19 protein-coding genes and 1 pseudogene are annotated in these 22,338 nt (G+C 40.9%); 9 read left to right on the forward strand and 11 right to left on the reverse strand.

What is annotated here, in order from left to right; genetic code table 11:
• Window positions 1-17: 17 nt before the first annotated feature.
• From ACMXYT_RS08005 to ACMXYT_RS08040, 8 genes are all read right to left on the reverse strand, one after another.
• On the reverse strand, window positions 18-1,751 hold the full coding sequence (locus tag ACMXYT_RS08005; protein WP_415912171.1) for a ThiF family adenylyltransferase: 1,734 nt from the start codon (window positions 1,749-1,751) through the stop codon (window positions 18-20).
• Window positions 1,744-2,784: an SMODS domain-containing nucleotidyltransferase gene (locus ACMXYT_RS08010; protein WP_415912172.1), complete on the reverse strand. Its 1,041-nt coding sequence runs from the start codon at window positions 2,782-2,784 to the stop codon at window positions 1,744-1,746. The genes ACMXYT_RS08005 and ACMXYT_RS08010 overlap by 8 nt, the downstream gene beginning before the upstream one ends.
• Before the next feature lie 173 nt (window positions 2,785-2,957).
• Window positions 2,958-5,816 (reverse strand): UvrD-helicase domain-containing protein, encoded by a 2,859-nt coding sequence (locus tag ACMXYT_RS08015; protein ID WP_415912173.1) that lies wholly within the window; start codon window positions 5,814-5,816, stop codon window positions 2,958-2,960.
• A gap of 232 nt (window positions 5,817-6,048) precedes the next feature.
• Entirely contained in the window at window positions 6,049-6,660 is a 612-nt protein-coding gene (locus tag ACMXYT_RS08020) for a hypothetical protein (RefSeq protein WP_415912174.1), read from the reverse strand.
• 8 nt (window positions 6,661-6,668) lie between these two features.
• Window positions 6,669-6,884 carry a hypothetical protein gene (locus ACMXYT_RS08025; RefSeq protein WP_415912175.1) on the reverse strand — a complete coding sequence of 72 codons (216 nt, stop codon included), beginning with the start codon at window positions 6,882-6,884 and terminating at the stop codon, window positions 6,669-6,671.
• 185 nt (window positions 6,885-7,069) lie between these two features.
• A complete protein-coding gene (locus ACMXYT_RS08030; RefSeq protein ID WP_415912176.1) occupies window positions 7,070-7,732 on the reverse strand; it encodes a hypothetical protein in 663 nt (220 codons plus the stop codon).
• Between the two features lie 110 nt (window positions 7,733-7,842).
• The gene (locus ACMXYT_RS08035) at window positions 7,843-8,580 is read right to left on the reverse strand and encodes a DNA/RNA non-specific endonuclease (protein ID WP_415912177.1); all 738 of its coding nucleotides are present in this window, start codon (window positions 8,578-8,580) and stop codon (window positions 7,843-7,845) included.
• A gap of 13 nt (window positions 8,581-8,593) precedes the next feature.
• Entirely contained in the window at window positions 8,594-8,788 is a 195-nt protein-coding gene (locus ACMXYT_RS08040; protein WP_415912178.1) for a carbon storage regulator, read from the reverse strand.
• A 249-nt stretch (window positions 8,789-9,037) separates the two neighbouring features.
• On the opposite strand from ACMXYT_RS08040, the gene ACMXYT_RS08045 reads away from it, so the two are divergent.
• From ACMXYT_RS08045 to ACMXYT_RS08055, 3 genes are all read left to right on the forward strand, one after another.
• Complete coding sequence (locus ACMXYT_RS08045; RefSeq protein ID WP_415912179.1) at window positions 9,038-10,144, forward strand: hypothetical protein; 1,107 nt, start codon at window positions 9,038-9,040, stop codon at window positions 10,142-10,144.
• A 58-nt stretch (window positions 10,145-10,202) separates the two neighbouring features.
• Window positions 10,203-11,267, forward strand: a complete 1,065-nt coding sequence (locus tag ACMXYT_RS08050; RefSeq protein ID WP_415912180.1) for a radical SAM/SPASM domain-containing protein — start codon at window positions 10,203-10,205, stop codon at window positions 11,265-11,267.
• A gap of 330 nt (window positions 11,268-11,597) precedes the next feature.
• Window positions 11,598-12,278, forward strand: a complete 681-nt coding sequence (locus ACMXYT_RS08055) for a hypothetical protein (protein ID WP_415912181.1) — start codon at window positions 11,598-11,600, stop codon at window positions 12,276-12,278.
• A 93-nt stretch (window positions 12,279-12,371) separates the two neighbouring features.
• Here the strand turns inward: ACMXYT_RS08055 and ACMXYT_RS08060 are convergent.
• Window positions 12,372-12,446 (reverse strand): annotated as a pseudogene (locus tag ACMXYT_RS08060) (integrase core domain-containing protein); the annotation flags it as partial.
• Window positions 12,447-12,522: 76 nt separating this feature from the next.
• Between ACMXYT_RS08060 and ACMXYT_RS08065 the strand changes: the two are divergent.
• The 5 genes from ACMXYT_RS08065 (at window position 12,523) to ACMXYT_RS08085 (ending at window position 18,123) form a co-directional block, all read left to right on the forward strand.
• Window positions 12,523-12,846: a hypothetical protein gene (locus tag ACMXYT_RS08065; protein WP_415912182.1), complete on the forward strand. Its 324-nt coding sequence runs from the start codon at window positions 12,523-12,525 to the stop codon at window positions 12,844-12,846.
• Window positions 12,847-13,282: 436 nt separating this feature from the next.
• On the forward strand, window positions 13,283-13,906 hold the full coding sequence (locus tag ACMXYT_RS08070; RefSeq protein WP_415912183.1) for a hypothetical protein: 624 nt from the start codon (window positions 13,283-13,285) through the stop codon (window positions 13,904-13,906).
• Window positions 13,893-15,908 (forward strand): hypothetical protein, encoded by a 2,016-nt coding sequence (locus tag ACMXYT_RS08075; protein WP_415912184.1) that lies wholly within the window; start codon window positions 13,893-13,895, stop codon window positions 15,906-15,908. Before ACMXYT_RS08070 ends, ACMXYT_RS08075 begins: the two co-directional genes overlap by 14 nt.
• On the forward strand, window positions 15,908-16,822 hold the full coding sequence (locus tag ACMXYT_RS08080) for a TniB family NTP-binding protein (RefSeq protein WP_415912185.1): 915 nt from the start codon (window positions 15,908-15,910) through the stop codon (window positions 16,820-16,822). The genes ACMXYT_RS08075 and ACMXYT_RS08080 overlap by 1 nt, the downstream gene beginning before the upstream one ends.
• Window positions 16,819-18,123 carry a TniQ family protein gene (locus ACMXYT_RS08085; RefSeq protein ID WP_415912186.1) on the forward strand — a complete coding sequence of 435 codons (1,305 nt, stop codon included), beginning with the start codon at window positions 16,819-16,821 and terminating at the stop codon, window positions 18,121-18,123. Before ACMXYT_RS08080 ends, ACMXYT_RS08085 begins: the two co-directional genes overlap by 4 nt.
• Window positions 18,124-18,194: 71 nt before the next feature.
• Here the strand turns inward: ACMXYT_RS08085 and ACMXYT_RS08090 are convergent, their stop codons facing one another.
• Window positions 18,195-18,347, reverse strand: coding sequence for a hypothetical protein (locus tag ACMXYT_RS08090; RefSeq protein WP_415912187.1), 153 nt, complete (start codon window positions 18,345-18,347; stop codon window positions 18,195-18,197).
• Window positions 18,348-18,558: 211 nt separating this feature from the next.
• Window positions 18,559-19,509 (reverse strand): viperin family antiviral radical SAM protein, encoded by a 951-nt coding sequence (locus tag ACMXYT_RS08095; protein ID WP_415912188.1) that lies wholly within the window; start codon window positions 19,507-19,509, stop codon window positions 18,559-18,561.
• Between the two features lie 183 nt (window positions 19,510-19,692).
• Between ACMXYT_RS08095 and ACMXYT_RS08100 the strand changes: the two genes are divergently transcribed.
• Window positions 19,693-22,317 (forward strand): ankyrin repeat domain-containing protein, encoded by a 2,625-nt coding sequence (locus tag ACMXYT_RS08100; protein WP_415912189.1) that lies wholly within the window; start codon window positions 19,693-19,695, stop codon window positions 22,315-22,317.
• Window positions 22,318-22,338: the final 21 nt, after the last annotated feature.

The following is a 22,338-nucleotide window of genomic DNA, read 5'->3' on the forward strand; positions in this document are numbered from 1 at the left end:
TGAATATCAGTGGATAGTCAGTCACGGCAAAGGTCACAGCTTGCATTTAATAATGGTAATGTTTTTAAGGATTGATCAAAGTTGTAGTACCTGTGTGTTAGTTCGAAGCCTTTTTGTAAAGCGTCGATAGAATCCCCTTTCCAACTTATTTTTGAAGATTCTGAAATATTACCTCTTAGGTATCTTACTGCTAAATCAGTTGCCATTATTGCAGTTTGTGCTGAATTGACACCGCTGTAAGGCAAGTATAACTGACCACATCCTGCATGATTGACAGTTAAAGATTGATCATCTTCTAAAAAGTTAAGGTTTGATGATAATCCATTTGTTTCAGTCTCATTGTCGATATACGCACACCTGAGGCATCCCTTGGAGCCGTGTATATCTAATACAGCATGCCCTCCTACACCATAACCTTCGACCCATGTATTTATAACGGCTGACTGAACTTGGTTTTTTATTAGAAAGTCATGAAAAAGTCGCTCATGAGTTGGAGAGCCGATTGCTATCACTATAAGATCAAAGCTCTGAAGGAAGGTTTTTTGCGTGATATTCTTATCAAGAAGTTCTCCTACAATGCATTCAATATTAAGCCAGGGGTATTTTGTCCCAACCTGATATTTCAATGCTTGCGCTTTATTAATTCCTACAAACGAAATATGTAGACTATTCCTATAGATGTTTTCGAACTCAAAGACATCATAATCAAGTAAGTAGAGCTCCCCCACACCAGCTGATGCTATCTTGTCAGCAATCTCACTGCCGACTGAACCGCAGCCAACCAATAAAACTCTTTTGTCTGTTAAGTGTAAATTGGCCCCACTTCGAGGCATCAGCAAAGCTGGATTAAATAGAAGAACATTGCATGGTTCTAGTGTCCACGACTCTAATTTTTCGCTTGTTAAAGGAAGGGCTTTTTTTACTGAATTTTTTAAACTGATTCCAAACCATGCTGTGCCAGATGGTGTTGGGCCGTTAATAACTAACCAAAACTTAGAGGAACGGTATGAACCAGCTTGTTCTTTCAAATCCTGCGCTGCTTTATCATCAAGAGTATTCGTTAATTCTAAGAACCATTCCTTAATATTGTCTCTGGATGTTGGTGGCAGTGGCAAAAACGGCACTGAAAGTACATATCCAATAGCGCCAGATTTTTTGCGTTCTGATAGCAACTGAGTGGAATTAATATAAGCGTACTTGTTCAGTTTTTTTGAGCTTTCAGTAACACCAAGAAACCTACTATCTAATCCATATCGACTGCTACTTAGGGGGTTGTATATCGTTATAGTTTCACTGCTTCCTTCTTCAGCGGCCAGAACCAGACCATCTTGATCATTAGCACAGATAGCTGACCAATTTGCCTGAAACTCTCGAAGAAGCTCTTTGTTATTCCAATCAGGATCTTCTATCGCCTTAGTTAGGATACCAATATGCTTCTCTAAAGATGCTTCAATTGCTAAATGGGGCTGTTCGTAATTAATAGATAATGAATCGGTATCACTTACACAAATGCAGGCATAATCTTTCTCAGGAACTGACAATACATGGGCCAGTTGACCGTAGTCAGATGAATCGTCGAGTACAAAAATTGGTATGCTTTCAAACTGAGTTATATGAAAGTGGACTAATTTTACCTGCTTAGTGCCAATTTGATGCAATACAACAAGAGAAGATTTACCATCATATTTTTGCGTGCAGGCAACATATCCGCGCTTAATTAAGTAACTCTCGATTTCATGATAATCAAGCACCTTGCGATGTACCTACTATGCCAGCTGAAGCAAATCTTGATGCTTTGTTGTTAGAGCTGCCGTTGTTTTCACTATCAGATGGAATATGAAAGTCCTCTCCAAACAACTTGTTAAGAATTTCACATTTTTTGGTTAGGTTTTCTTCTTTTGATGCCTCGTCAAGCTTGTTACGCATATTTATGAGTTTATTTCTAAGTTGCGTACCTGTTGATAGGCTACTCCCATCAAAAATATCTCTTCTTGGTGGCACAGGCAGGTGTACTGTGACGCGATATTGCTCACCTACAGGAGAAAAGTATCCATAATCAACCATATGACTCACAGTACACAAGAGCGCCGAAAGATCATCAAATTTCCCGTCCTTATCCACGTTAGGCACAAACCCACGCTTGGCCATAACAGTAAGGCCTATTGAAAATATTTTTTTACATACACTTTCGCTGAATTGGTGGTCACGCCAGCGCTTTAGATACCTAGCTACTCGATTAAACTGTTGAAGTTTTCTATCTGCTGAACCTATGTAACTACTCTTATCTTTAATCCAGGATTTTAAACCTTTCGGGTCGCTTTCCGACCATTCGCGGTTTTCTTCATCTGAATTGCGCTTTCCAACGGCTAATTCGTAGGTGCCATCTGCTTTTTTTCTATATATCGGGAAATCAATATGGAGGTTTTCGCTGCTATAGTTTGCTGTTACACAGGGCTTCTTAATCTTTGCATTTTTGAACCCCCTCTTTTCTAAAACATCAAACACAACTTTTTTGGGATCAACGGGGTTATCAGGTGCACTTGTACTGTCAATAACAATGGAACGGTCAATATCAAAGTCATCAGCTTTTTTGAGGATAGCTGTATCAGTAGCTAGAGATCCTTGTAAAAAGTCTTCTGTAACTGGGTATCCTTCATCTTTAAAGGCCGATTTGATGGCTGCGGTGATACTATCATCTCTTTCCCGAGCCTTTCGGTAAGCATCATCTTGACAACCAAGCTTTATTCTATTGTGGAAGTTAATGAATTCTGTTTGCACACCCATTTTGATCACCTTTAATTACCAGTCTTAATAATTTGTGGGATCAAACTCTAGGATTTCAACCCTGATCAAAAACAGTTTTTAACTTATAAATGAAAGGCTTATAAATAATTGTAGGAAACTTGCTTATTCATAAGCTGATTTCTCCTATTGTTATTTTTTTAAGCATATTAAGGTCACTCGGGGGATTCAATAAACTTGCTTTTATGAGAACAACTGCTCCCTTCAGAACGATAGTTCTCACAGCCCCAGAACTTTCCATATCGGCTTTCTCTCATCATCAAATTACCACCACATTCAGGGCATATAGGAATCCACCAACCGCAGCTAGAGTTCGAGCAAATTCTGAATTCATTGCTATTGTTCATGGCGCTGTTGCACCTTGGGCATGTTCGCTCTTTGTAATCACATAGAGGGTAATTACTGCACGCCATAAAAGAACCGTGAGGCCCCTCTCGTTTTACAAGAGTTCCAGTTTCGCATGACCTGCAGCTACGCTCTTTAGCTTCTGACTGTCCTTGATCAATACCAAGCTCATCCAGAGCTAGTTCATATTTGTCCTCTACCAGTTCTTTCACAAAAGAAGAGGCTCTAGCCATATCTGCTATCAGGTAGCAGTGATGTTTAGCTCGAGTTATTGCTACGTAAAAAAGCCTGCGCTCCTCTGCCTCAGGGTATTCTTCAGCTTTAGGTAGAAGTTCTTCGATCAGAGGGTGTGTGAGCTTCTTAGACGGGAATCCGTGTTTACCATTATCCAAGCCTACAATAATCACAAAATCAGCCTCTTTGCCCTTAGAGGCATGAAATGAGAGCTGTGATATTTCCAGGTTCGGATACATTGATCTAATGTGCCTCAGCTGGGAACTCTCAAAAAGCTTAAAGTGATACCTGGCCAGAAAGTATACCGTTGCCCCTGGTTTGGCTGATTCAGAAATCCTCGATAGAACCGAAACTACATGCCCATAATAATCATCGCTATTGATGTTCTTTCTAATGAGGGAAACTGAGGGTTGATCTACGTGTACATGTGAATGCATCTCTTTTTTGACTTGCGATGGATTCTTCATCACAAACCGAGACGCAACATCACCAATCTTGTTATTGAACCTGAAGGTTTTATCTAAAGAAATTGTCTTTGTAGCCCCAAACATCTGATCGAAACCAGTTGTCAGGCCAACATCGCTACCTGTGAACCTATATATTGCTTGCCAGTCATCCCCAACACAGAAAATAGAAGTGTTCTTTCTGGAATCCCGTAACTGCCTTACCAGTTCCGCCCTTGGGAATGAAATATCCTGGAATTCATCAACGAGAATGAATTTCCAATGAGATTTGAAACTTCCATCTTCAACATATGAAATAGCTTTACTGATCATATCTTCAAAATCTATCTCCCTATTCTCTGCCAAGTGGTCCTCATAGCGGTTGATAATAGGTTCAAGTAGTTCAGCAGCAGCTACAAGCTGGGGGCTTTCTTTCTTGTTCTTAATAGCCTCTAGGCTAGAACCTGATGATTTAAATTGCTTTAAGAGAGCTGATAACAGCGAAGAGAAGTTTGTAACCGCACCGAACTCACGTAATGTGCTCAGCATTGAGTCAGCAGGAAGCGGATTAAATTTAACGCCTTTCAAAGCCAGCTTAGTTTCAAGATTTGCGAGGAGTTCCCCTTCCACCTGTTCATGGTGAAACGTTTCAATAAGTACTGTTTCATGCTCTTCATGTAGAGCTCTTTTCCAGTTAATGCCTTCCCAGTATTTATCTTTATCTACATATGGTGCAGTGTTCCCTTGTTTATCTATACCAAAGTGCTCGAGGTATATCTCATACTCGGGAAGGTAGAAGTCAGGTTTGTACTGTCGGAAGTCAGGCGTTCTTGTGTTAGCTGCTTGGTAATCAACTTCATACTTGTATTCGATACCCATTGAGTACAACCAATTAGCGATCAAGCATTCCTCAAAGCTTTTTACGTTTTCTCCTTTGAATGTCCTGATCTCATTAGCTCGAATGTATTCGTAGTAATCACCCTGAGTCTCAAATTCAAAGGGATTGGCTTCAGGAAAGAGGTATTGCTCAAAGTACTGCAGAACTAACTCTTTGTATTTGGTATCACTGAGAAGTGATGAGAACCATTGATCCACATAGCTTGTGAAGAGCTTTTCATCTGTGGCTAATGGAGAGATTGAAGGTTTCTCCCCTTCTACGTCTGAAATGATTTTCTGGCCTAATACATGGAACGTATAAGCTGCTACATTCGATACACCAAGTTTCTCCTGAATCCGCTCTCGCATCTCTGCTGCCGCTTTATTCCCATAAGCCAATAGCAGTATTTCATGACCTACAGCTTGCTTGCTCTCAAGCAGATAACCTGTCTTGCCAATCATCGTGCTGGTTTTGCCTGTCCCTGCACCAGCTAATACCAAATTGTTATCTTCGTCAGTGATGCAGGCTAAGCGTTGCTTGTCGGTAAGAGGATTGGATTCAACCTTATCGAATAAAGTCCCATGCTCAGCAAGTTGTTGCTCTATATACCTGTTACGTAATGATTCGATAAATGCGGGGTTTCTAGACGACCAATTTCTTAATGTCCCGTAGAGGGCAATAAGGTCGGATGGCAATGCATTATAAGAATCAGTGTCAGGGAGTTTAGTTTTACCGAGTGCACTTGAAGCAAAAGCACTGATCTTCTCTACATGGCTAGTCCTGATATAGTGAACTTTACTGAGCTTCTCATTAATTCTATTTAACGCCTGCTTTGCAGTCGTCGAATGAAAGTAATAGAAATGCTGGAATGCTTGTTGAACTAACTCGCCTGTTTCTGATTTAGGTAGAAAACGGATCTTCTCTTCACCGACTTCGAGGCTGCTGAATAACCAACCATTAGAACATTTGGGAACGTCAGATAATAAGTCCCAAGTAACGAGCTCACGCTCACCTCTGTTGGTAAGACGTATGCCATCAACGGTGACCTCAATTTCTTGGGGCTGTTTACCGAAGAGCTTGGAAAGAAAACCAGCTTTGACTGTTAGCTTGTCCATAAACTAAGAATTATTATTCCTTTAAAAGCTATATGAAGTTAGCTTAAACCTAACATGAATCAAGCTGGAATAATCTAGCTTTTTCAGTATATAAGTCCACAAAATCAATTGATTAAAAACTTTTCCTATAAATTAGGATAATAGCTCCGTAAAACAGAATTAATGGCCTAAGCCTGTAGTTCTGCAAACTATGAAGAGTTTTCATAATTGTATAGACACGGAAGTAATTATTTTACCTTGGCCTCGAAATTTTGATGCGTTCTAGTGCTTCTTCGTTTGAAATGAGCCCGTGTGTCGCTAGTCTTGCAATATCTATTTGCTCATCACTGAGATGCAGATTTGATAGCTTCAGATTCCCTCTGACTACATTCAGCAGAGCATCTATGGGTAATTCCGATTCAAGCAACGGTTTTAGAATTAAACCACGTTGCGAGTAGAATCTTTCTACATCATGCCAGTAGATACCCCAATTATCAGGCTCACGCGTACCATCATTGTCGAGTAGTACAAAGGCGCTACCCATGAAATATTCGTCCCACTCTTCTTTCAGTCTAAGGTGTAGCAAAGTTGCTTCAAGTACAGGGTATCGTGCAACATGACCGCTCCGTTTTGGCACGCAACTCATAAAAACTTGTGAGCCTAGAAGTAACGCAATACCTCTGAGGTGACAGTAACGCCTAGCATTCGCATCCATAGATTCAGGACCATAATTTGAAGCCCCCCTGAAAAGGTTAGCTTTATAATCCTCCCAGTCGCTTAATAGGCCCAACTCTATAAGCAGTGCTTCAAATTCCTCACTACGACCTATGGCCTCTTCACCATTTAGCTCAATACAGAATCCCATTTTGAACCTTAGTGTGTATGACCGTTTACAAGTTTACGCATATTCTTAACGTCTCCATCCTCAAGGAGAGGCTGAAGTAGTGCCAGATCTATTCCAATTAGTAGTGCTGTAGCGACCAATTTAGTCATTTCAAGCTCGGATTCTGGGCAAATCGCTGGTGGGCAGTGACAAATAACGAGCCTGAAAGCTTCTTGGTTGATCCCCTGGTAAAAATCGCTGTTCATTGTTAGCCCCTTGCACTGAAATAACTGTCTTCAGTGAAGCACAAATCAACATGTAGAAAAAAGAATTCTCTTCATGTTTGTGTGCGCTAACATTCTGTAAAAAAAGGATATTTTTAGAATAAGTTCAAAGTAAGTTTTGTTCTACAATTCATTACCTTTATGAATGTAAGGCCAAATAAGGGAGGTTATATGCTCTGTTCGATCCTTTTTTGTCGACAATAAACAAACATATGAAATAACAATTCTATGGTGGCGATTAGTATCGAAAAAGCAACAGTGAAGATTATTATGTCTAAATAAGGATCTTCTTCAGTTATCTTGAACGGGGGGGTGACTACTGATCTAAGAGTTTCTGTTTCCAGAATTGTGCTAGGCGCGGGTGGGTTTCCAATCCCTTTTTGGTAAATTTCACCACCATTCTTGGCCGACGTTTCATTGGCCTTATTGATTTTGTCCGTCATATCAGCTGTAAAGTGAATTGAGCTGTTAACTATCAAGATAGTGAATACTATTACAGAAAATGCTCCTGCACCTAAGATATTCCAAAATGATGCATGACTAAGATATTTAAAGATAATCACTAGAAATGTAGCCCCGCCAATGACTGCATCAGGCTGAGTTGAGGAAACGAAATATGTTGTAACTAATAATAGGCATTCTAAATATGAGGCAATGCGATTAGCTATATTTTGAGCTGTATCAGTAATTTCCTTTTCAATTAAATACGCAAAGGTGAGTAAAATGAACAAGCAAAGAGGCAGTGCAAAGCTGCTCCCTGAAATGTGCATATAACTAGTAATTATTAGAATAAAAATAACATCAATAAAAAAACGTTTTTTAATTTTCATTTATGAATAATCCATGTCTAGAAGTCCGATAAGCTAGGAGACTCACCTTCTTGAGCCATGCGGTGACTGCTTGGCTGGGAATGCGAACACTAGGTAAGTCATCAAGGTATCTAACAGCCTAATCTTGAATATACTTTCTGACTGATTTCTAAATCAGGCAAACTAAATATGATTTTCCCTTGTACGTCGCTGAGGGCTGCTCTTTTCTCACAGTAGTAGTTATTACGCCCTGAACTCTGATCCATAATGAAAGCAGCAGCCTTCCCAGATAGGTCATAGATAACTTTGAAGTAAGAACTAGGCACTTTGTGTTCTTCGTCTGCTTTTGGCATAGAAGGCATCTCAGCGGTATAGAGAGGCCCAGTAATAACAAAGAGAGACTTCCTAAAAGACACTGCCTCTCGGACCGCTTCTTCTAGGTTCTTCCAGGGGCCCTGATTTAAATCTTTTTTCTGAGGCGTGATGTTGGACAAGTAGTTCAACTCAGACCAATAGCGGGAGCCAGCAAATGAGGCCAGAGGAGCCTGATGCCCTCGATCCGCTTCTAATACGGAGCTAGAAGCGCTTTTATAATCTGCAGCCTCTAATGTTTTATTCTCATCTAAAAGTGGCTCAGCGGCCCATTTTCTTCCAGGCGTATCCCCGAAATTGGACACATCAACTTCATATACCACCCAGTCTGCAAATTTAGTGCTTCCATTATTCGATAGCGCATAAACATGACCAAACACTAAATCATTGCCCTCAGGGTTTGACGGGCAGCCAAGTGGGCAATGAACCGATAAAATATCCGCTACTGAGGTTGAACTTAATGCGGACAGGAGTATGACTGAAGCGATGTGTCTCAATGTAGACCCTTATTTAGTTGCGCTGTGTGTTATATGAGTCTTCAGAATCAAGTTTGGCCTTAAGCTTCTCTCTGAGTATTGTGACGTCCTTAGGAGCATCAACTGAGAGTTTAACTTGTCGAGAACCAACGGATTCGGGGTGAAGGTGGACAACGATGTCATCACCAATGTAAAGCTTCTGACCTTCCTTGATAGTTACAGTAAGCATTTCGATAATCCTCCATGAATTAATGCTACGTTTAAACGATATCACGAAACAAAAAGTGTTGAAAAACAAAAAATGTTTGTGCTATAACAAATTACGTCGCTTGAACGACACGGTTTGACAGGCCCCGCTGGTTCCAACACGTCCAGTGCAGTTAATGCTTGTTTCACGTCTACATACCTTATCCACATCCAATAGGCGCTGTGGAGATAATGGAATCGTCTCTCTCGCTGATCGATATTGGATTGGAAGATGATTGTTATCGCAAACAAGGCGGATATACGTGCCCTTCACGAGGCATTCAAGCATGCCCTCGCTTATCAACTTGACCTTAAATTACCCCACGCCAAATCCCTCAATCTTCTAGGGAAAGCGATCCTTGGCCCTACCGCAAATGCTCATGCATTACGAGGATTCATGGGGGCAGGAACACCAGCTCAAGTCTTGTTCAAAGAGCTTTTGCTTAGAGCGTTTAAGACAAGCCCTCAGCAGCTCGAGACTCTTTTTCTGTCCTTGAGGCTCCAGTTTGATGAACATCTTCAAAACAAACCTTTCAGGGCCAATAGTGCTTCTTTCCATTTATATAAATTGCTCATGGACGATAAGTTTCAAGTAGCACAAATCAGTCGTCATTATGTGCCTCCTGCAATTCTTATAAGGACTTCTAAACTACCTGGCGACTTTAAGCACTTTCTTGAAAGAAATTTAGAAGACCTAAAAAACATTTCATTAAAGGCTCAAGAGCTTCTCACTACACGAACCGCTAAGATATTCTTTCTTTCTGGCATACACCCCACCTATTATATGAAGAAAATGCCAGAGGAATTGATCAAGAAAACTTACTCACTTGATTTTTTTGAAGATTTGTCAGATCAAGAATTGACTGAATTTATCGGCCTTTCATTACGCATTCATATTCAATCTATCTCTCTAATGTTTGGTTCTTTATCTCCAAGCCTTCTGCTTCATGAGCTACCAACCGACCCTTATCACATCCCTGAAGAAGAAATTGAGAAGTGGTACATCACGAAAGAGGATGACTTTGAAACCTTTTTTTGCCGCCATAAGCTGATTGGGTTGCACAACGAAATTGTAGAAAAATCTGCAGGCACCTCTGACTGTGGTGGACTTTGCATCGATCCTGAACATCAGAAAAAACACATGCCATCGTTCCTAAAGCATGGGCTACTGAATTACATCCATTTCGAAGCAACCGAAGATATCTGCTCTACAGTAGTGGAGTTAGCCATGGAACACTTCAAAACTCACATTAAACAACAGATAACATATTCTTTTGAGAAGAATTTTAGTGATCTCATAGGGGATAGTTTCGAAATCATAAAGAAAGGTAAAACGTAACTAATCCATACACAGCAAACAATTAATCAATCAATTAATAGAGTAAAGGTTTCAATGTATGGATTTTCTAAATAGCACAAAGTTACTGCATCATCCTGAGCACTACAAAGAGTGGTTTGAAACTGGCCAGACTCACGGCCCTATCAGTGTAAAGTTGGATCTCACAAACATCTGCAACCATTCATGCCCTGGATGTAGTGATCAGAGCGTTATCGAAAACAACAACGAAATACTTAATATTGAGCTTATTGACGAAGTTCTGACAGATCTTCGCATCAAGCTTGGCGTAAAAAGCATTCAGCTAACAGGTGGTGGCGAGCCAACTTCTTATTCTGATTTTGAAAAGGTCGTTAAAATTGCCAAAAACTTAGATCTTCAAATTGGCTTGATTACCAACGGCAGTCTTCTTCATAAAATTAATCTTGAAGAAGTGGTCCCAGCTCTCCAGTGGATAAGGATATCTTTGGATAGTTATGATCAGGCATCCTATGAACGAACTCATGGTAAGCAGGCTCAGTTCTCCAGGACCATTCAAAACCTCAAGGACTTACTGCGTATTCGCTCAAGCCTTACTTCAAAGACGATTATCGGTGCTTCTTTTATCACAGGACTGAATCCACTTTCAGACAAAGGAATTCTTGAGTTTATTGCTCTTTCCAAGTCACTTGGAGTGAATTATGCCCAAGTCAAGCCGAATATGTTTGCTCCCAAATCTGATCTGCACAACCCTCTCATGCTACAACTACTAATCGATAATCTGAAGTCTGCTGAACAGTTTTCAAACGAAAACTTCAAGGTGGTTATCGACTATGACAAATACAGAAAAGTATTTGGTGAAGCCTCTCACCAGAATTACAACACATGCCACTTTCAGGCCATTTCAGGCCTAACAATAGGGGCTACGGGAGATGTCCATATGTGCTGTAACCTTCAAACACCTGAAGGGTTCGTAGGCAACGTAAAAAAATCTTCAGTAGATGAAATTTGGCATGGAAAGATACGTAAATCCAAGCAACGATCACTCTGCGTTCATAAGTGCCCAAGCCTATGCGTTGGAGATCGAGTAAACGAAAGCCTTGAGGCCATTAAAAGTTCAACTCCTTCATGCTCGAACTTTATCTAAAAATTGACGTTCAGCTTATAGAAATGGGATCAAGTTTTATTTTGATTAAGGAATGTAAGTTATGGTTACCAAATATAAATTGGTTACGTTCGTTTATTGCAATGGTACTGGTCGGTCCATGCACCTACCTCTAAATTATCCGTAACTTCTCTGTCATAAGTAATAAAGACAGACAGTGGCGACAAATTATAACGAACCAGCAAATTATTATGAAAGACACCCTCACTGTAAAGCTAAGGAGGCCCCACAATTGTATGGATTCCTTGGTCTGGGAATATTAGCCTGTTTTGCTGCGCTTTATGTTAGTTGAAAATTCTTAAAGGGGTTGTAGTGGAGCTATTCTTTGCCCAATTCTCATATCTTACAAAGCATTATCACTTCTTAATTTGGGAGTATGTGAGCAAGCTGCTGGGTGGCGATCAGTTTGTTCTGTATTTGGGAGGAATCGGCCTCTTCTTATTAACAATAGCGCTCTACGTCCCGAATCTTGCTAAAAAGGTTGATGAGGGAACCGCAATTATCTTTAAAGGCATAACTTGGTTTTCTTCTCTCATTATGGGGGGATGTATAATTTTTGCTTGCTACCTCTTGTACCAAGGAAATGCAGAGTCTTGGCAGCAACTCAACGTTCATCAGAAAAACAGTCTATCGTTTCTTTTTACATGTAATGCTTATTTTTTCTTCAGTTGTTGGATGGTACGACTTGTTGCTTTGAAGAAAAAAAGAATCATTGGAGCGCTTGCAGTTTGCTTTGGTTTCTTAATGTTCTTCTTTGATGATGGCTCGGCCCTTGATGAAGGTCTGAGAATCCAGGTAATGGGGGCGATATTTGGAGCAGTCGTCCTCCTGAACTTGTTACATAAGCTTTTTAAGTGGCTAGAGCCTCAGCCCCCCAGACCTTCTAGGAAGCTGCAGAACATTGAGAGGAGAAGGCTTGAACGTTTAGAAGTGCTCCGAGAAAGGCAAAGACGTTTACGTGAAGTACATAGTCGTCATAGGCGACGGAGGTAGTAAGCTTAATACTCGCCAGCGGAAATTAAAAGCAAAGCAGCATAGGATTAAAACCCCATCGAAGATGATGGTTTTAATGATAGGGAAAGGTCGCAAGCTGCGGAACCAATGTTGATTGAGACATTCATTCCTGAACTTTTCATTTAAGTGTTCTACAAAAGCATTTTGATATTCCTCCATGAATTTATGCTACGTTTAATCAGTTACCACTGAAAAGAGCTATAGGAAATATTGAAGCCAGGTTATGGGAAAGTTCATCAATGGCACTCATAGAGAAGTTCTTCCTCTACGAGAGATACCGCATCCATCTGAAAAGCGTCTGGTTAAACGCCTAGAGCTTGAGTTTGCATACGATCATGCGAATCCCAGCATGAGAGCTGAGACCCTTTTATATAAAGTTGTAGAGCGATATCGCTTTAACGACATGCTTCAGATTGCTTTTTATTACGGCCTTGATCAGCTCAAAGAAACAGTTGTAGATGTATTCGGGGATGATCAGCCCAGGCGTGTAAAGCAGATACTCAGAAACATCGAATCTGGTTTTAAAGAGGCCCAACTAGAGCATTGATGCTGTTTTTTGATCTCTGTTTTCCTTAAAGCTCCTCATTTTAATGTCGCCCGTATCATGACAAGCTCTTATTCATAACCGATAGATTCATTCATCACTATAAAAAATACCGCTCCGACCAAATTATACTTTAGTATAAAAAATCTGGTTGTTTTGTGATCAATTTCCCCGTTTAGACTTTTTGAAAAATTAAGGGTTGCATTTTCTAAAACCTCCGTATGGCGTGAAGTTCAAAAATTGTCAACCCCCTACTTTTGACCATTTTATACCTTAATCGTGAAACAAATATCCTTTGTAAACATAGAGTTACACTCATGTTGAAAACTTGACTCGCACATGCAGGATCACTATCCTTGTGAACACTAGCTACCACATCTGCCAACCAAAGGAGACGCCTATACATGAGACCCACCTTTTATGAAAGAGGTATGCCCTCATGCAACATCGCTACTTGGAGAAGACGTCTCCGTTCGGTCCACGGACCTCGTTCGTGTCTGTTAAGACACGATCCACTCACTTCTGCGAAAGCGTGCACGAATTTGACGCACTGCTTTGGCTAGAATTCAATCCTGAAGTTCTCAGCTACGAGACCCAGAAACACTTTGAGTACACACATAATGGTCGTCAGCGTCGCTATACAGCTGACAAATATGTGACTCTGCGTGATTTATCTTCCTTCTACGTTGAAGTGAAGTCTGATGGAGCTGCGAACAAATCCGACTTCCAGGAAAAGCTTTGGTTGCTGCAATATTACTTTAATGCAGCCAATGAAGAGCTACGTCTGGAAACTACGACTGACATCTACAATGGAGATGCAGTTCCTAACTTCCGTCGTTTATATCGCTATCTGGCAAAGCGACTCAATTCCGAGTTGATGAGCCGCTATCGAAAGCAATTTGGTCATTTCCATACCACGTTTGGGGAGCTTCGCTCCTCTTTGGCTAAACGTGGATACCCCGATCACTTCGGGCATCAGTTATTGGCACATGATCAGATCAAATTCGATTTTATGAGCGAGTTAAACGGTACATCGGAGGTTTGGACCCATGACGCAGCATAATCATAAACTTTTCTCTGCAGGTGTCCGCGTTTCTATCGATGGACGAAAAGCCACCCTATTCCCTTTAGATGGGACTGACAAAATGTCAGTAAACTTCGATGATGGCACATCGAAACAAGTTGCTCGTGAGTTTTTGTTAAATGGTTTGATAAACCATAAAGTTCATCTGATCGGTAACAATGATAATGGCGAAGCTATCATCGCCGCCATTGCCGATGAGTCTAAACAGGACAAGGCGACAAAACGCGCAGCCTATGTTAATGATCTTCGCCGTTTAAAGCACAATCGTTCTTTGAACGTAATTGCTGGCAGTATTGAGTATACAGCTGAGAGGCTTTACGACTCAAAACCACCCAAACCTAGCACTGTTTATAAATGGCTGGTTAAAGCCGACGAGAAAGGGAAAACTGCCAACCCGTTAATTGGATTAGCTCCAAAACCTCGTAAGCGCGATAAAAGAATACCAGAGTCTGTTGAAAGTCTTTTAAAGCTAACGCTTGAGCGTGTTGTGTTAAGGCGCAAGAAGAAGTCGATAAAACATGGCTTTCGTGTTTTTCAGCGCTTATGTAAGCAGCACCTAAACATTGTAATCAAAGATTCTCAGAAGACTCTTTACTACAACCGATATAACGAACTCGATCCGATCTACCGTGAGCGGAAACGAAATGGTGCTCAAGCCGCTAATGCTATGGCTCGACATGCTCATGCAGAAATGCAAGTTGGTTCTATTCTCGAGCAGATTCAATTTGATGCTGTAAGTCTGGCAATTGGTCTTAATGATAATGAGGGTAACTTCATTGGCTTCCCTGTAGTGCATCTTGCTATTGATGTTTATTCCCTTGCGGTTGTCGGATTTTTTATTGAACTGAATTCAGAGACATCTAATGGTGTTATTGAATGCATGAAGCATGCTTTCCGAATAAAAACTAAAGAAAAGGACCACCCTTTTACCAAGAATAACTGGATTATGTTCGGTAATTGCTTGTTCATCGTTACTGATGGCGGAGCTGGGTATATGGCTGAACCAACTGCAGGCTATCTGGGTACAATTGGCATTTCCAGAACAGCGTGTAAAACCAGAACGCCTTGGCACAAATCAAATATCGAGCGCCTTAACGGCACCATTCGGACACGATTTGCAGACCATTTCGGTGGTTATATCGGTCGTAGAGATAACCCTAAGGGTTGTGAAACAGAACTCAAGAAAGCGGCTTGCCACACGCTGGACGAGTTTAGGGAAGAATTCACAAAATATATCGTAGATGACTACAACCAATGTCCACACTCAACTTTCTTTGGTCGATCTCCACACAATGTATGGCTAAAAAATGCTGAAGATAATCCACCTGTAGAACCTGACAACATGGTTATTGCAGACCTACTGCGGGGAAAATGGACAGATCCTACTTATGACGCAACAAATGGATTGCGAATCAATAATGTTTGGTACAACGATGCAGACGGTGTACTGCATGATATCTATCTGAGAAATCGAAAGAAAAATGAAGCGTTTCAATTTCATTGTCTCTACAACAATATGGATATAAGCGAGATTACGGTTAAGTACGGCAATCAACTGATTCGGGTTAAGGCACGTCGCGCGGCTCAAGGTCGTATTCGAATCACAGAAGGTATGTCCCTTGCTGAGTACGAAGCAATTCGGAAGTCTCGTAAGGATTTGGCTGATCAGGAAAATGAAGATTCGGATGCGCATGTAGATTATGGAATCTCACGTGAACTACATGACTTACAAGCCGAGGCTAATGGTGCTCCTAATCCCGACATTCCCATACGGCAAGACCATCGGCGTGCAGAAGCTGACCTAGATTCACAGAACCTTCATCAAGCTGCAGCTGAGATAGCAGCAGAGAAAGGGTTTATCGGTGATACAGAAAATATTTCCGACCAGGTGGTAAGCGATTCGCACGAAGTTGATGCTTTTGATGATAACCCATACGCAGATCTTGTAATCCGAAATAAGTCTCAGTCGGAGGATGAATAATGAGTAATTTAATTTTGACGACTGATAGTCGCCCTGAAGCAAGTGAGTTTTGTAATGCAATACTTCCTCATTCACGTTTTGAAGAAGGCTTGATGGCAATAAATCAGGTACACAAAACTCTAAATAGGACCTGCAAAGGATTACTAATCGTTGGCCCCTCGGGAACTGGTAAAACCAAACTCATCGAGACCTATGCTGACAAGCAAAATGGGCCGAGCTTGGGGCCAAGGGATGCAAAAAAAGTTGTTATTATCGACGTTTTTGCATCGAGCAGTGTTGATTTGCTTTACCAATCGATCCTAGATGCTTTAGGTGACCCTGAGCCAGCAAAAGGTCGCACGGGAGCTAAGTTTCATCGTATTCAGGTGCTGATGAAGAAGCTTGGTGTAGAGTTACTGATATTCGATGAAATTCATAACCTACTACCAGTAAATGCTGGCGCTTCTACAGTAAAAATAGCAAATACAATTAAGACATTGATGAATGTTCTTAAGGTTCCCATGATCTTGGCTGGCGAGAACGATTCGATTTACCTAAGAAGTGATCACGCAGCAATCGCGGGGCGTTTTCCGAGTACTTTCAAGCTTGGTACTCTATCTTGTAAGCCGAAAGAGATTGAGCGTTTTAGAGAATACATGGTGGGCCTGCATAGCTTAATTACAGTCCCCTGTATTAATTTACATACAGATGAAATGCTTTATCGTTTTTATCTGGCCACAGCAGGTAAATCACGAGAAATCGGTGAGTTAATAACTAAGGCAATCGAGTTTACACCACCAGGGAAAGCAATTGAGTTAGTGCACTTCAGGAAAAGCTTCAAAATGGTTGATTGCACTCCTCTTGGAGAGCTGGACTATAACCCGTTTGGTATTACTGCTAGTAGGCTTGAATCTGAGATGAGGGAGTATTTATGAAACTTCCTGTTCGAGATATGCCTGTGCCTGGGGAGTCATTCCCAGGCTACCTTCTACGGCTTGCTCACTTTAATGGCAGGTTTCGAAGCGGAGAGATCCTTAAGCTTGCAGGGTTAAGGGATAACCATTCCAACAGACAGCCTAGCTTAAAAGGTTTAGAAGCAGTTTGTGAGAAACTAGCACCTTTGTTGCTCGTATCAAAAGAGCAGTTAGCAGCTCACTTTACGGAACAGCTTTCTGAACCTTGGTTGTACGACGAGAAGAGAGTTATACGCGACATTCAACTTAGACAACCGAGAGTTTGTCCAGAGTGCTTCTCTGAATCAGACGAACCTATTTTTAAGCAAGATTGGCAGTTATTGCCTGTTACACATTGCTCAAAACATAACGCCCCGCTTGTTGAACGCTGTCCAGGCTGTCAGAAACCTCTGGAATGGCACTATTCAATATTTGAGGGCTGTAAGCATTGTGGCTTGGAGTGGAGTCAACTTCATCCCCGTATGAATCAGGGACTCCCTCAGTGGCAACTTGCATATATAAGTAATCTAAAAAGCCCTGAATGCATGAAAGTATTTTTGCGAGAACTAGCAACTAATATCGTAAGAACCGCAAGACCAAACGATGTTATTCATGAAGATATTAGCCGCTTCCCCGAAAGCTGCAGGGATTTGCAATCACTTATAAGTGATGCGTTTGACTGTGGGCCAGGTGATAAAGAATACGGACCTAAAGGCTTTGTATCACCACGTAGGTTGAAACATTCGGATACGATTAACTACCACTGTGGATATAAGGAAATTGCCCGTGTATTAAATATCCCTGAAGGCGAAGTTGCTTACTTAGCATCAAAAGGGCTAGTAAATATCATCCATGAGACACCAGTCCTGAAGGATACCCTTTTTGATATCAGAAGCTCTCATCAGCTTCTAGAAAATATTCCTAAGGCGGAATGCCCGCCTGAAGGATATGTAAATTTTACTCCAAGCTCTACGCTGCTAGATCGATATGCTACTAGCTACGGCAGGGTTTTGGCTTCAGCGCTAGATTCTTCTGTTACCGTTTATAGATCATGTGACGACTTATCTATGGTTTTCATAGAGGAAGAGTCTTTAAATCGTACTCTTCGCACTGAACTCATGAAAATTTCAGGGGGATCGGTGACTGATATGGAAGCTCGGAAGATTCTCGCCATATCCCGAAAGGAAATGGCGATAATGATTATGAATCGACAGATACTACGGTGTAGTCATTCAATTCATGACCTAACTGGGGATTCTATCCTTGAGCACTTTAAATTGTGATTGCTTCACACCGCAACTAACCAGAGTAAGGCTATTGGCTCCGCTACAGGAACCAATAGCCACAATATTAATCAGTCATCATCCCAATCATCTTCGAATTCATCCTCAGATTGGCATCCACAATCGTCGATTGCTCCACCGTAAAAATCATTCAAACCGTCATCATCTTCCCACATATTCGTCGTACATAGGCAATGCTGGCATTGATAGTGATATTGCGTCATTTCCCTTTCCTCTTTCCTTACCTACAATATTTCTTTGTCATTGATTCCACATAGTTACGAACACGAGAACCACTTGGTGACGTTGCAATACAAACTCTCCCTGAATTGTCTGGTGAAACCAGCATTGCATGCTTTTTCCTTCTTTCGTATTTCCAGCCTTTTTTAAGAAGCCTTCTAATGAGTTGATTAAGCTCTTTAGAGCTACTGTATTTCACGCTGCCGCTCCTTGAATATTGGCTGGAACATACCTAGAGCAAAACGCAGCACTAGAAAATTCAACTTGATTAAACGCTGAGGCAATCCCATTTTCTAATATTGGATCGCTGTATAGATATTCAGTTACACCTCGTTGAACGAGTGAGTTTTGGTAAAAACGACCATGTGGGTCAATCATCAAATAAGAGTCCTTCATGTCGAGGTTGTCCTCGATATACACTTGTGTATCAGCTCGTTGATTTATCTCTATGAAATTCTGAAATTGAGCATCAGATATTGTGAGATTGTGATTTGTTGCTGGAAGTGCTCGAAGGATTTTCCATCGTTCGGGTTTTAAAAGATTTACCAACTCTTTAAGGTCTTCGTTGAAGTTTGAACGATTAACAACAGTATTTACTTTGATTTGAATGTTGGGATTATGCTGACGTGCTACACGGACTATATTAGCCAAGAAGCCTTCGGATAGCGTATTTCCTTTGGAATCGACTCTTCCAATTAACTTATTTGAGTTTGATTGCGTGGTATCGACGCTGATTCCAAGTATGCAAAGCTTTGGGGCAAGCCATTCAAGTGTTTCACTATTCAGAAAACTACCATTAGTAATCAATGAGATTTTAAAACCCAACTCTGAAGCAGTTTCAACAATGTCTTTGAATCTGTCTCCAAGCAGCATTGGCTCACCTCCTGCGAGGCTCAGCCTAAGGTCCGACCAATGAAGGTCTTTAGTTAATGGATTTGCATCATTGGTAGAATCAAAATGCTCTCTCAAGCTTTTAAGTAATTGATCAGTCTTGTTTTTGTTTCGCCAAATGGCAGAAAACTCTGCAGGTTTTATCCATGATGCATAACAATATTTACATTGATAATTACATGCTTCCGTGAGATGCCAATTGACTACCAGCTCAGAAACGCGAAGATGTTCTGATTGTTTTGATAGCTCGTTCATTCCTTTTCCTCTTTAATTTGTTTAGGAGATGGAATTTAAGAAAAACCACCAAATTAATTAACGAAGATATCCGTCCACCCCCTATCCTGATTTTGAAACTGGGGTTGTACGGATTATTTCGTTAAGGAAATGAAAGCCAAGAGCTACATTGACGTAGCAGTTAACAGTAAAGGAGTTACAGCAATGGCTACCCTGCCATCATTTGAATCATTCTTGTTTAATGCCTATCAGTCGTTGGGTCTCAATAGTCAGGAGTCAGCAAAAAATCGGGACCAGATAAATCGATTTGTCGAGCGTAAGAAACTGTCTGTAGACAAATACACCGAACGATATTGGGACCTAATTAAAGGATTCCTTTCTTTATTAGACTGCGAATCAGATGAAAACTTGGTAGATGACTTGATATGTTCGGCCACTGAAATACAAATTGGCTCAAATAATTTAGAAAACCGCGTATGGACATTTGATGCGAGTAGTGAACAAGTTCTATGGAACTCCCTAGCTATCTACTATGTGCCTTGGTTAGCCAGAAAAAGTGCGTTCTGGCATTTAGAGACTCCATTTCCAAAAGATATGCCTGGCGGGGCTCTTTGGTTCCTTCCACACGTTCAAGGAAACAAGGTTATTCTGCCTGTTGCAAATGCAACAAGATGGCTTCTGGATGAGATCGGAGCGATTAGCCCAGCAAGCTTGGAGAAACTCTTATTAAATAACGAGGAAATGGCTGAAAAGCATGTGTCGAGCTTTATCCGAGATATGGAAAACTGGTTAAGTGGCAAAAATCTTTCAGTTGAGTCTATCGAAACGTATTTTACAGATGCTGCTAAATCTCCGCTTAAAGGTCTGCTTAATGCTAGAGATGATCTTGACTGGGAGACTGTAAGGCGTAGGTTCTTAATTGCAAGACTTGCTCAGTACAGCTATCAAAAGCTTGTAACTGAATTAAAGATTGATAGGCATAAGGAATCTTCTGATCTATCAGAAAATAAAGCTCTACAACTTACTCTGTTATTTCAAAAAATATTTGAGTGGACCATCCAATCCTACGATGAAACCAAAGCGTTTCGTAGTCACGAGAAAGCTGATGAGTCATTCTTAGGAAAACTATCGCCACATCCAAGAGCATTCGAGCTTCAGGGTCTAGATGTCAGCTTGGGAGATTCTCATATTGAATTTACCCCAGAGTTAATGACGGAAATCTTCAAAGGGTGTGTGCGTGACTCAGAATTACGTGATATCGAGCATTGGGATGAGTCCTCAAAAAAACGTATTTCATCAGACACAGAGCAGTTGCAGAGTGTAATTGAAACCCGAAGAGAAAACTTTCATAACTTCTATGCTTTGTATATGAATGATGGGCTGTTACCCGATATCAAACATAGCGACCTCTTACAGCCTCTGCTTTATATGTTGAGACAGCAGAATATTCCTTGGAAAGCTAAGCATTTAGTTCTTAAACAAATCAGGGAACTTAATCTCAGTGGCTTTGATGAGATGTATGCAATTAACGCGGAGCTGGCTTTATATCTTAATGATCACGCGCAAAAAAACCGCAAAGAAACCATCCAGCGAGTTGACGAATTACTTACAAGAGCTGAAGCTCATAAATTAGGTCATATTTTTAAAGCTTCGACTCTGCAATACAAAGCCAAGCACCTTTTGTCGTTGAATAAAATTTATGAAGATGGAAACAACGGAGAAAGCGCAATTGCAATGTTTGAACGTGCGCTTATCGCTTGTGAGGAGAGAAACTATGGTCCGCTTAAAGGTGAAATAACCCGAGATTTACTAGCTACTAAAATATTCAATACTGCCCTACACCCCAATGATAGTAGGCTTTATCTGAATATAATGTTTGGCAACATCATCGAGCATAATGATTCAAACTGTCATGGACAGGACTTATTAGATCAAATCAAAAACGCACCCCAAGCAATTCCATTTGAAGATATCGCAGCCATGTCTGCCGAACACTTTTGGCAAGAATTATATGTTCCTTACGCAGGAATAAGTCCATTCAAACCTGGTATAGGTGATGCAGGCTCCATCATGGCTTCCATGATGAAAATGATTTTCGACAACAACTGGGATGAATTTAAAAAGTGGATTAAGCAAAATAAAGATAAGGTCTTTCAAAGAGTTAACGATGTCAGAGGCCAAACAATATTGATTTTAATGATCAATGCTAGGCATGGATTATTTAAAGATCATAAGATGGCCATTAAATACGGTGTTATTTCTGAAGAAAAGGTAACTACATTCCAAGCGCAGCTGGATAGAGCAATTGAAATATTAGTCAACATTGCGACGAAGAGGCATGTAGAGATGAATGACTACAAATCCCAAACGCCTCTGATGTTGGCTTGTAATGAAGGCTTATCAACAGTTGTAGCATCAATACTGGCGAAGAAGAACCTAAGTGTTGATCAACAAGACTTTAACAAACGTACAGCTCTGACGGCAGCAATCTCTTCGGGCTCTAATGCTTGCTTCACCATGCTTATTGAGGCAAATGCTGATCCTACCATTTGTACAAATGAAGGCATCAATGCATTGCATACAGCGGCTAGATTGGGGCGTTTTAAGATGGTTGAGCAACTAGTTCGGAGCCATCCTCAGCTATCAGATTCTAGCGACAAGTTAGGGTTGACCCCTCTTGATCATGCAGTTGGTATTATAAACGGCATGGGATATGACAAATGGAAAAAAGCTCTTAAGGGTCAGCACGATAGAGATATCGGAACTGAAGATGATTTTAAGAGCATCATAAAACTGCTTAGTGAACTGAAGGACCTTAATGTTGCATAGCTGAAAAGCGTGTTAGTTTCA

The sequence above is a fragment of the Neptuniibacter sp. QD37_11 genome, assembly GCF_047778105.1.
GTDB lineage: Bacteria > Pseudomonadota > Gammaproteobacteria > Pseudomonadales > Balneatricaceae > Neptuniibacter.

Excerpts from the sequence above, each read along its gene's own strand:
- ACMXYT_RS08070 (WP_415912183.1), top strand. The coding sequence starts at position 13,283 with ATGCAACATCGCTACTTGGAGAAGACGTCTCCGTTCGGTCCACGGACC.
- ACMXYT_RS08065 (WP_415912182.1), top strand. The coding sequence starts at position 12,523 with ATGGGAAAGTTCATCAATGGCACTCATAGAGAAGTTCTTCCTCTACGA.
- ACMXYT_RS08045 (WP_415912179.1), top strand. The coding sequence starts at position 9,038 with ATGATTGTTATCGCAAACAAGGCGGATATACGTGCCCTTCACGAGGCA.
- ACMXYT_RS08040 (WP_415912178.1), bottom strand. The coding sequence starts at position 8,788 with ATGCTTACTGTAACTATCAAGGAAGGTCAGAAGCTTTACATTGGTGAT.
- ACMXYT_RS08020 (WP_415912174.1), bottom strand. The coding sequence starts at position 6,660 with ATGGGATTCTGTATTGAGCTAAATGGTGAAGAGGCCATAGGTCGTAGT.
- ACMXYT_RS08080 (WP_415912185.1), top strand. The coding sequence starts at position 15,908 with ATGAGTAATTTAATTTTGACGACTGATAGTCGCCCTGAAGCAAGTGAG.
- ACMXYT_RS08090 (WP_415912187.1), bottom strand. The coding sequence starts at position 18,347 with ATGACGCAATATCACTATCAATGCCAGCATTGCCTATGTACGACGAAT.
- ACMXYT_RS08030 (WP_415912176.1), bottom strand. The coding sequence starts at position 7,732 with ATGAAAATTAAAAAACGTTTTTTTATTGATGTTATTTTTATTCTAATA.
- ACMXYT_RS08095 (WP_415912188.1), bottom strand. The coding sequence starts at position 19,509 with ATGAACGAGCTATCAAAACAATCAGAACATCTTCGCGTTTCTGAGCTG.
- ACMXYT_RS08085 (WP_415912186.1), top strand. The coding sequence starts at position 16,819 with ATGAAACTTCCTGTTCGAGATATGCCTGTGCCTGGGGAGTCATTCCCA.
- ACMXYT_RS08015 (WP_415912173.1), bottom strand. The coding sequence starts at position 5,816 with ATGGACAAGCTAACAGTCAAAGCTGGTTTTCTTTCCAAGCTCTTCGGT.
- ACMXYT_RS08075 (WP_415912184.1), top strand. The coding sequence starts at position 13,893 with ATGACGCAGCATAATCATAAACTTTTCTCTGCAGGTGTCCGCGTTTCT.
- ACMXYT_RS08050 (WP_415912180.1), top strand. The coding sequence starts at position 10,203 with ATGGATTTTCTAAATAGCACAAAGTTACTGCATCATCCTGAGCACTAC.
- ACMXYT_RS08025 (WP_415912175.1), bottom strand. The coding sequence starts at position 6,884 with ATGAACAGCGATTTTTACCAGGGGATCAACCAAGAAGCTTTCAGGCTC.
- ACMXYT_RS08100 (WP_415912189.1), top strand. The coding sequence starts at position 19,693 with ATGGCTACCCTGCCATCATTTGAATCATTCTTGTTTAATGCCTATCAG.
- ACMXYT_RS08010 (WP_415912172.1), bottom strand. The coding sequence starts at position 2,784 with ATGGGTGTGCAAACAGAATTCATTAACTTCCACAATAGAATAAAGCTT.